Here is a 9,345-nt window from a genome sequence, read left to right on the forward strand (position 1 = left end):
GGAAGGCACGCTCGGGCGGGCCGCGGCGGTGCCGTGGGCCGGCCCGCTGATGAAGGAGCTCCGTTGGGTACGTTGCGCTGGCTGACGGCGGGGGAGTCGCACGGCCCCGCACTCGTCGCGACGCTGGAGGGCCTGCCCGCCGGTGTACCGGTCACCACCGCGGTGGTGGCCGACGCGCTGGCGCGCCGTCGGCTCGGTTACGGCCGCGGGGCGCGGATGAAGTTCGAGCAGGACGAGGTGACCTTCCTCGGCGGCGTCCGGCACGGCCTGACCATGGGCAGCCCGGTGGCGATCATGGTCGGTAACACCGAGTGGCCGAAGTGGGAGCAGGTCATGTCGGCCGACCCGGTCGACCCCGAGGTGCTGGCCGGTCTGGCCCGCAACGAGGCGCTGACCCGCCCCCGGCCCGGCCACGCCGACCTGGCCGGCATGCAGAAGTACTCGATCGACGAGGCCCGGCCGATCCTGGAGCGCGCCAGCGCCCGGGAGACGGCGGCCCGGGTCGCGCTGGGTGCGGTCGCCCGGGCGTACCTGCGCGAGGTGGCCGGGATCGAGATCGTCAGCCACGTCGTCGAGCTGGCCGCCGCCAAGGCGCCGGCCGGCGTGGTGCCGCTGCCCTCGGACGAGGCCCGGCTGGACGCCGACCCGGTGCGCTGCCTGGACGCGGACGCGTCGAAGGCGATGGTCGCCGAGATCGACCAGGCCCACAAGGACGGCGACACCCTCGGCGGCGTGGTCGAGGTGCTGGCGTACGGCGTGCCGGTCGGCCTCGGCTCGCACGTGCACTGGGACCGCCGCCTGGACGCCCGGCTGGCCGCCGCGCTGATGGGCATCCAGGCGATCAAGGGCGTCGAGGTCGGCGACGGCTTCGAGCTGGCCCGGGTGCCGGGCTCGAAGGCGCACGACGAGATCGTCCCGACCCCCGAGGGCGTCAAGCGCACCTCCGGCCGCTCCGGCGGCACCGAGGGCGGCCTGTCCACCGGCGACGTGCTGCGGGTGCGCGCCGCGATGAAGCCGATCGCCACCGTGCCGCGGGCGCTGCAGACCCTGGACGTGCGCACCGGTGAGCCGGCCAAGGCGCACCACCAGCGCTCGGACGTCTGCGCGGTGCCGGCCGCCGGCATCGTGGCCGAGGCGATGGTCGCGCTGGTGCTGGCCGACGCGGTCAACGAGAAGTTCGGCGGCGACAACGTCGCGGAGACGCGTCGTAACGTGCAGGGCTACCTCGACAACCTGATCATCCGATGACCGTTCCGGTCGTCGTGCTGGTCGGCCCGCCCGGCAGTGGCAAGTCCACCGTCGGGCGGGCCCTGGCCGAGCGCCTGGGCGTCGGCTTCCGGGACACCGACGCCGACATCGAGGCGCTGGCCGGCAAGCCCATCCCGGAGATCTTCATCGACGAGGGCGAGCCGCACTTCCGCGAGCTGGAGGTCCGCGCCGTGCGCGCGGCCGCCGAGGGGCACGGCGGAGTCCTGGCGCTCGGCGGCGGCGCGGTGATGGCCGAGGCCACCCGTACGCTGCTGCGCGAGCTGCCGGTGGTCTTCCTGGAGGTCCCGCTGGGCGACGCCGTCAAGCGGGTCGGCCTGGACGCCCCGCGCCCGCTGCTGGCCGTCAACCCGCGGGCCCGCTGGCGCGAGCTGATGGAGGCCCGCCGCCCCCTCTACCTGGAGGTGGCCACCGCCGTCGTCGACACCGCCGACCGCACCCCCGAGCAGGTCGCGGACGCCGTACTGGAAGCACTGGAGTTGAAGACCCCCCATGACTGACACCACCGTCAGGATCCACGTCGGCGGCAGCGCCGGCCACGACCCGTACGACGTGCTGATCGGGCACCAGCTGCTCGGTGAGCTGGCGCCGCTGATCGGGACCCGGGCCAAGCGGGTCGCGATCATCCACCCGGAGGCACTGGCCGCCACCGCCGACGCCATCCGCGAGGACCTGGCCGCCGAGGGCTACGAGGCGATCGGGCTGCAGGTGCCGAACGCCGAGGAGGCGAAGAGCGCCGAGGTCGCCGCGTACTGCTGGTCGGTGCTCGGGCAGACCGGGTTCACCCGCAGCGACGTCGTCGTCGGTCTCGGCGGCGGCGCCACCACCGACCTGGCCGGCTTCGTCGCGGCCACCTGGCTGCGCGGGGTGCGCTGGATCTCCATGCCCACCACGCTGCTCGGCATGGTCGACGCGGCGGTGGGCGGCAAGACCGGCATCAACATCGCCGAGGGCAAGAACATGGTCGGCGCCTTCCACCCGCCGGTGGGCGTGCTGGCCGACCTCGGCACCCTGGAGACCGTGCCCACGCACGACTACGTCTCCGGTCTCGCCGAGGTCATCAAGTGCGGCTTCATCGCCGACCCGGCCATCCTCGACCTGATCGAGGCCGACCCGGAGGGCGCCAGGACCCCGGCCGGCCCGCACACCGTCGAGCTGATCCGGCGGGCCATCCAGGTCAAGGCCGACGTGGTCTCCGGGGACCTCAAGGAGTCCGGCCGCCGGGAGATCCTCAACTACGGCCACACCCTGGGCCACGCCATCGAGCGCAACGAGCGCTACAAGTGGCGGCACGGCGCGGCGATCTCCATCGGCATGGTGTTCGCCGCCGAACTCGGCCGTCTGGCAGGGCGGTTGGACGACGAGACGGCCGACCGGCACCGCACCGTGCTGGCCTCGGTCGGCCTGCCGCTGAGCTACCGGGCGGACGCCTGGCCGAAGCTGCTGGACGCGATGAAGATCGACAAGAAGTCGCGCGGCGACCTGATCCGCTTCATCGTCCTGGACGGCCTCGGCAAGACCTCCGTGCTGGAGGGCCCCGACCCGTCCCTGCTGGTCGCCGCGTACGCGGAGGTCTCGGCGTGACCCGGGTGATGGTGCTCAACGGCCCCAACCTCGGCCGGCTGGGCAGCCGTGAGCCGGACGTCTACGGCGCCACCTCGTACGCCGGGCTGGTCGAGCGCTGCACCGCGCTGGGCCGGGAGTTCGGCTTCGAGGTCGAGGTGCACGAGACCAACTCCGAGCAGCAGATGGTGGAGTGGCTGCACGAGGCGGCCGACGGGCAGGTGCCCGTGGTGATCAACCCGGGCGCGTTCACCCACTACTCGTACGCGATGCGGGACGCCGCGGCGCAGCGCACCGCGCCGCTGATCGAGGTGCACATCTCCAACCCGTACGCCCGGGAGACCTTCCGGCACACCTCGGTGATCGCGGCGGTGGCCTCCGGCACCGTCGCGGGGTTCGGGATCGGGTCGTACGAGCTGGCGCTGCGGGCGCTGGCGGAGCAGCTCGTCACGCGCTGAGGGCGGGGCCGCTCGTCGCGCGCTGCGGCGGGCGGGCCCCGATCCGGCGGGTCGCGGGTCGCCCGTTCCGGCCGGCCGGAGTCGGCCGGGGACGACCGGGGCTGACGGTGGGTCGGTGCGTGCCGGGAGCGGCCGTGGCCGGCCCGGGTGTGCGGGGTCGGCGGCCCGCTGGCGGACTGTGCCCGCTGCCGGGCCGCCGTGTAGTGTCCCCGCTGAGAGGTGTCGGGAGGTGTCGTGACGCAGTACGACGGAGGTGGGCAGGTCCCGCCGCGTCCCGTCGCTCCGCCGGTGCCGCCGGTGGGCGGTGCGGGGGTGTCTCCGTCGGGGGCGCCGGTTCCGCCGCCGCCCTCCCCGCCGGCTCCGCCGGTCCCGTCCGCGCCGCCCGTGCCGGCGCCGCAGTCCGCTCCGGCCCCGCACCGGGCGCCGCTCGCCGCACCGGCTCCGGTCCGTGCCCCGGCCCCGGGGCCGGCCCCCGTCGTCGCGCAGGCGCCCGCGCCCGGCGCGCCCGTTCCCGCCGGGGGCACCGGACACTTCGTGCTGCCCGCCGGCACGCCCGTCCAGCTCCCCGCCCACCCGTCGCAGCGGCACGCGCCCGCCGGTCCGATCGCCGTGCTGCTGATCGGCCCCGCCGGGGCGGGCAAGACCACCGTCGCCCGCCACTGGGCCGAACGCCGGGGCACCCCGACCGCGCACATCAGCCTGGACGACGTCCGGGAGTGGGTGCAGTCGGGCTTCGCCAACCCGCAGTCCGGCTGGAACAACGCCTCCGAGGCCCAGTACCGGCTGGCCCGCCGCACCTGCGGCTTCGCCTGCCGCAACTACCTGGCCAACGGCATCTCCTGCATCATCGACGATGCCGTCTTCCCGGACCGGCCGGCGATCGGCCTCGGCGGTTGGAAGCGGCACATCGGCCCCGGCATGATCCCGGTGGTGCTGCTGCCCAGCCTGGACTCGGTGCTGCACCGCAACGCCCGCCGCGGCGGGAACCGGCGGCTCGGTGACGAGGAGGTGGCCCGGATCCACGGGCGGATGGCGGGCTGGTACAACTCCGGCCTGCCGATCATCGACAACTCCTCCCTGGACGTGGCCGGGACGGCCGCCGAGCTGGACCGGGTCATCCTGGCCCGGCTGACGGGCATGCCGGTCCGCTGAACCGCCGGACCGGCCTGTCGGCGGCGGCTGCGATGATGGAGCGGTCCCGCCGGACCCACCAGAACCACCCGGGGAGCTGACGCCCGTGCCGGAAGGCCACATCATCCACCGCCTGGCCGGTCAGAACCGCGCGGCCTTCGGCGGCCGCCCGGTGCAGGTGTCCAGCCCGCAGGGCCGGTTCGCCGACGAGGCCAAGACCATCGACGGGCAGCTGCTCACCGGCGCCGAGGCCCTGGGCAAGCACCTCTTCCTCGGTTTCGAGGAGGGCGCCTGGGTGCACGTCCACCTCGGCCTCTACGGCGGCTTCACCTTCGGCACCGGCCCGGCGCCCGAGCCCGTCGGTCTGGTCCGGCTGCGGCTGGCCAACGACGAGGGCTACGCCGACCTGCGCGGTCCCAACACCTGCGCGCTGGTCGGCGATGCGGAGAAGGCCGCCGTCGCCGCCCGGCTCGGCCCCGACCCGCTGCGCGCCGACGCCGACCCGGAGGCCGCCTGGCGCCGGATATCGGGCAGCCGGACGACCGTCGCCGCGCTGCTGATGGACCAGAAGGTGCTGGCCGGGGTCGGCAACGTCTACCGGGCCGAGGTGCTCTTCCGCCACCACGTCGACCCGCACCGGGCCGGCCGCGACCTCACCCGCCGCGAGTGGGACGCGATCTGGGCGGACCTCGTCGCCCTGATGAACGAGGGCGTCGCCGCCGGCCGGATCGACACCGTCCGCCCCGAGCACACCCCCGAGGCGATGGGCCGCCCGCCCCGGGTGGACGACCACGGCGGCGAGGTGTACGTCTACCGCCGCGCCGCCATGCCCTGCCTGGTCTGCGGCACGGAGGTCCGCACGGAGGAGCACGCGGCCCGCAACCTGTTCTGGTGCCCGACCTGCCAGGCGGCCTGAGACGGATGCCGCCCCCGGTGGCCGCCGGACGCCGTAGGCTGGGGCCCGGGCCGGTCGGAGGGAGCGGACGGGTGGACGGCTACGAGGTGTCCAACAGCGTGACGGGCACGACGGTGCACGGGAGCCTGGTCCAGGGGCGGAACGTCACGGTCCAGCTGCCGCCGAAGCACCGGACCCCGTACCAGGTCCGGCCGCCGCGCGAGAGCTTCGTCAACCGGGAGCGCGAGATCGCCGCGCTCACCGCGGCGTTGGGCCGGGCCGAGCGGGGCGGTCCGGCGATCGTGGCGTTCACCGGCCTGGGCGGCGTCGGCAAGACCGAGCTGGTGGCCAAGTTCGCCCGGGAGCAGGCGGAGCACTTCCCGGGCGGTGTGCTGTACGCGGACCTCAAGGCCTACCGGCACCGCTCCGCGGTGGACCTCGCCGGGGTGCTGGAGGGGTTCCTCCGCGCCCTCGGGGTCCGGCCGCCGGACGTGGAGGCGGAGCGCTTCGGGGAGTTCCGGACGGTGACCGCCGAGCAGCGGTGCCTGGTGTTCCTCGACAACGTCGAGCACGCCGCGGAGGTCCGGGCGCTGCTCCCGTCGAGCGGGCTGCTGGTGGCGGCGGGCCGACGGCGGCTGGACGCGCTGCGGATGGACGGCGCGGAGGTGCGGCAGCTGGACCGCCTGAGCGCGCCGGCCGCCGCCGCTCTGGTGCGGGGGTGGCTGAGCGCCGGGCGGGGCACCGACGACGAGGTCGCGGCGCTGGTGGAGCGGTGTGCGGGGCTGCCGATCGCGCTGAACGCGGTCGGCAGTCAGCTGTTGCGCCGGGGTCGGCTCTCGGTGGGCCAGGTGATCGCCGAACTGTCCAGCCGGGAGGGCGGGTTGGCCGTGCTCGACAACGAGGAGGGGAACCTCCGGGGGACCTACGACCCGGTGTACGAGCGGCTCTCGCCGCAGGGGCGGGCGCTCTACCACCTGGTCGGGGTGCACCCGGGCCCGTTCGTGTCGGCCGCACTGGCGGACGCGGTGGGCGTCGAAGGGGCCGAGGACGCCCTGGACGAGCTCTGCGCCGTCCACCTCCTGGACGTGGTCGTCGACCAGGGGACGGACGAGCGCTTCCAGGCCCACGAGGTGGTGCGCACCCACGCCTACGCCTGCGCCCGTGAACTGCCCGACCGGACCGACCTCCTGGCCCGGGTGGTGGCCTACTACCGGGGCCGGGCGTCGGTGGCGGACCGGGCGATGGGACCGCGGCTGCGGCTGCAGGACCCGACCGGCGACGAGCTGCCCGGATTCCCGTCCGGTGCCGTCGCGCTGGAGTGGCTGCACGCGGAACGGGCCGACTTCCGGGCGGTGGTGGAGGCGGCGGCCGAGCGGCAGTGGCACGACGAGGTGTGGCGCCTCTGCGAGTCGCTGTGGCCGCTGTACCACGGCCGGAAGCTCTACGAGGACTGGATCGCCGTCCATGAGATCGGCGTCGAGTCGGCCCGGTGGGCCGGCAATCCGGACGCGGTGGTCCGGATGCACAACCAGTTGGCCCGTGCCCACTACGAGCGGCAGGACCACCGGCTCGCCGCGGAGCAGTTGGCGCTGGCGGCGGAGCAGCTGCCACTGGTGGCCGACCGGCGGGTGGTGGGGGTGCTGTACGAGACGGACGGCCTGCTGTGCCTGGCCGACGGGCGGCCGGGGGACGCCGTCGGGAAGTTCACCCTGGCCCGCGAGGCCAACGCGGGTGACGACCACGGCGTGATCGTGCAGAGCTACAACCTGGCGCAGGCGTTGATCGCCGACGGCCGCCCGGACGAGGCACTGACCGTCCTGGCCGGGGCGGTCGCCCTGGCGGCGGCGACCGACGACCGCGACATGCTGATGAAGCTGCCGCTGGTCCGGGCCCGGGCCCACCGGGCGCTGGGGCGGCTCGACCTCGCCGTCGCGGACGCCGAGGACTGCGCCCGGCAGGCGAAGGGGCGCAGCCAGTACGCCAAGGAGGCCCAGGCGCACACCCTGCTGGTCGCGCTGGCCGAGGAGTCGGACGACCCGGAGCTGGCCGAGCGCAGCCGGGCGCGGCTGCGGGAACTGGCCGGCTGAGCCTTCTAGGGCCCGGGGCTGAAGGACACCCGGGTGCGGTGCCGGCCGGTGCGGACGGTGAGGCCGTGGTCGGGCAGGCCGGCCGGGTCGCCGCCGTCGGCGAGCCAGCAGGCGACGGCGGAGCCGAGCAGCAGCGGGTCGAGGACGGCGTCGGGGTCGCCGAAGGCCGGTTCGGCGCGGGCCTCCAGGAGCCGGCCGGTGCGCAGCCGGAGCACGTGGCGGGCCGGGCCGAGGGCGGCCACCGCGACGGCGAGGCCGGGCAGTTCGCGGGCGGTGTCGGCGAGCCAGCCGAGGGCGGGGCGTTCGGCGTGGGCCTCGGTGCGGGCGAGGACTTCGGCGGTGTAGCGGAGGGCGTCGCCGGGGTGGTCGTCGGTGAGCGCGTGGAAGCCGCGCGGGGTGTGGTCGGCGGGGTGGAAGGGGTAGCGCCGCAGGCTGACCTCGGTGCCCTCGCTCTTGCCCTCGACGTCGTACGCGGTCGGGCCGTCGCTGCTCCCGCCGTCGCCACTGTTGCCGCCGTTGCCGCCGGGGTGGGGCACGGGCCTGGGGTAGGGCGCCAGGAGGGGTTCGCCGGCGGGCTCGTCGAGGCCGTCGAGGAAGGAGTACAGCAGCGGGCGCAGCACCTGGGCGGATCGGCCGCGGTGGGCGAGCGAGCGGTCGGTGATGGCGGCGAGCCGGTTCGGGGCGTCCGGGGCCTCCGGGGCCTGGGCGAGGGCGCGTTCGACCTGGGCGGCGAGGTCGCCGTCGGGGTCGAGCACCGGGGCGGCCTGGCCGAAGGCGTAGCTGGGGGAGCGCGGGTCGAGTTCGGCGGCGCCGGTGGTGACGACCGCCGTGCGGCGTCCCAGGGCGGCGCCGTAGAAGGAGACCGAGCCGTGGTCGCCGATCATGAAGTCGGCGGCGACGAGCGCGGCCTGCCAGCCCTGGTGGGGCGGGATCAGGCGCAGGCCCATCCGCCGGGCGTCGTCGAGCAGGCCCGCCGGGTCGTGCCGGCTCCAGATGTTGGGGTGCAGCACGACGGCCACCGCGTACTCGTCGGCGGGCAGTTGACGGACCAGCCGCCGGGGCAGGTCGGGGTGGCGGCCGAACAACGAGTGCGCGCTCCAGGTGGAGTCGACGACGACGAGCTGGCGGCGGACGGCGCCGAGTGCGGCGCGGTAGCCGTCGCGGGAGCGTTCGCTGCGCAGGATGCGGTCGAAGCAGGGGTCGCCGACGACCCGGGCGACGTCCAGCGCCTCGGGGCAGGAGGCGCGCAGCCGGTCCAGCTGTTCGGGGTGGGAGAGGCCGAGGACGTCGACGAACACCCGTCCGTGGTGGGTGAGTTCGTTGCGGGAGAGGCCGGCGGCGGTGACCGTGTCACCGGTGGACTCGGTGACCAGGCGGTTGTAGCCGGCGCCGTGCGGCAGGACGACCAGACGGGCGTCCAGGCGGTGCATGGAGGCGTGGACGGCGCAGGAGACGGCCAGGTCGAAGCGGCGCCGGACGGCCTCCTCCCAGTCCAGCACGGTGTAGCCGGGCAGGCCGTGGAGGTACTCGTCCAGGGCACGGTCGGCGAAGGCGGAGCCGGGGTTGACGGTGAAGTAGCGCTCGATGCCGTCCGGGGCGAGCAGGGTGAGGACGTCCAGGACCCGGGTCGCCGAGGTGAGGGTGCGGGCGACCGCCAGCACGCGGGCCTTGACCGGACGGGTGTTCCAGCGGTCGGCGGGCCAGACGTGGGGGTGGGACGGCACATCGTGATCGTACTCATCGGGTTGCGCCCTGGTGTCACTGCGGCGGGCTCGGGCGGTCCGAGTGTCGTCGGGCGCGCGCCGGTGGCGCCGGGTGACGGGGCCTCAGCCGCTCGCCGGCCGAGGCCCGGGAGGGCAGGGACGCGGTGGTGGGGGGGGGGGGGGGCGGCGGGGCGGGGGGGGGCGGGGGGGCGGGGGGGCGGGGGGGGGGGGGGCCGCGGGCG

Annotated in this window: 8 protein-coding genes; 7 read left to right on the forward strand and 1 reads right to left on the reverse strand. The window is 75.5% G+C overall.

The genetic code is table 11. The features are described from left to right. Positions 1-63: 63 nt before the first annotated feature. From aroC to AB0O91_RS02610, 7 genes are all read left to right on the forward strand, one after another. Positions 64-1,248 carry a chorismate synthase gene (gene aroC, locus AB0O91_RS02580; protein WP_363427269.1) on the forward strand — a complete coding sequence of 395 codons (1,185 nt, stop codon included), beginning with the start codon at positions 64-66 and terminating at the stop codon, positions 1,246-1,248. After that, positions 1,245-1,766, forward strand: coding sequence for a shikimate kinase (locus AB0O91_RS02585; protein WP_363427270.1), 522 nt, complete (start codon positions 1,245-1,247; stop codon positions 1,764-1,766). Before aroC ends, AB0O91_RS02585 begins: the two co-directional genes overlap by 4 nt. Next, complete coding sequence (gene aroB / locus AB0O91_RS02590; protein WP_363427271.1) at positions 1,759-2,850, forward strand: 3-dehydroquinate synthase; 1,092 nt, start codon at positions 1,759-1,761, stop codon at positions 2,848-2,850. The genes AB0O91_RS02585 and aroB overlap by 8 nt, the downstream gene beginning before the upstream one ends. Positions 2,851-2,858: 8 nt before the next feature. Beyond that, positions 2,859-3,287 carry a type II 3-dehydroquinate dehydratase gene (gene aroQ / locus AB0O91_RS02595; RefSeq protein WP_363427400.1) on the forward strand — a complete coding sequence of 143 codons (429 nt, stop codon included), beginning with the start codon at positions 2,859-2,861 and terminating at the stop codon, positions 3,285-3,287. Positions 3,288-3,575: 288 nt separating this feature from the next. Next, positions 3,576-4,439, forward strand: a complete 864-nt coding sequence (locus AB0O91_RS02600) for an AAA family ATPase (RefSeq protein ID WP_363427401.1) — start codon at positions 3,576-3,578, stop codon at positions 4,437-4,439. An 85-nt stretch (positions 4,440-4,524) separates the two neighbouring features. Then, a complete protein-coding gene (locus AB0O91_RS02605; protein ID WP_363427272.1) occupies positions 4,525-5,334 on the forward strand; it encodes a DNA-formamidopyrimidine glycosylase family protein in 810 nt (269 codons plus the stop codon). 71 nt (positions 5,335-5,405) lie between these two features. Then, the gene (locus tag AB0O91_RS02610; RefSeq protein ID WP_363427273.1) at positions 5,406-7,400 is read left to right on the forward strand and encodes an AAA family ATPase; all 1,995 of its coding nucleotides are present in this window, start codon (positions 5,406-5,408) and stop codon (positions 7,398-7,400) included. Positions 7,401-7,405: 5 nt separating this feature from the next. Here AB0O91_RS02610 and AB0O91_RS02615 read toward each other — a convergent pair whose 3' ends face one another. Next, the gene (locus AB0O91_RS02615; protein ID WP_363427274.1) at positions 7,406-9,124 is read right to left on the reverse strand and encodes a hypothetical protein; all 1,719 of its coding nucleotides are present in this window, start codon (positions 9,122-9,124) and stop codon (positions 7,406-7,408) included. Between the last annotated feature and the right edge of the window lie 221 nt (positions 9,125-9,345).

The organism is Kitasatospora sp. NPDC089797, assembly GCF_040684795.1.
Lineage (GTDB): Bacteria > Actinomycetota > Actinomycetes > Streptomycetales > Streptomycetaceae > Kitasatospora.

Coding starts and splice junctions, on each gene's coding strand:
- AB0O91_RS02585 (WP_363427270.1), top strand. CDS start 1,245: ATGACCGTTCCGGTCGTCGTGCTGGTCGGCCCGCCCGGCAGTGGCAAG.
- aroB (WP_363427271.1), top strand. CDS start 1,759: ATGACTGACACCACCGTCAGGATCCACGTCGGCGGCAGCGCCGGCCAC.
- aroQ (WP_363427400.1), top strand. CDS start 2,859: ATGGTGCTCAACGGCCCCAACCTCGGCCGGCTGGGCAGCCGTGAGCCG.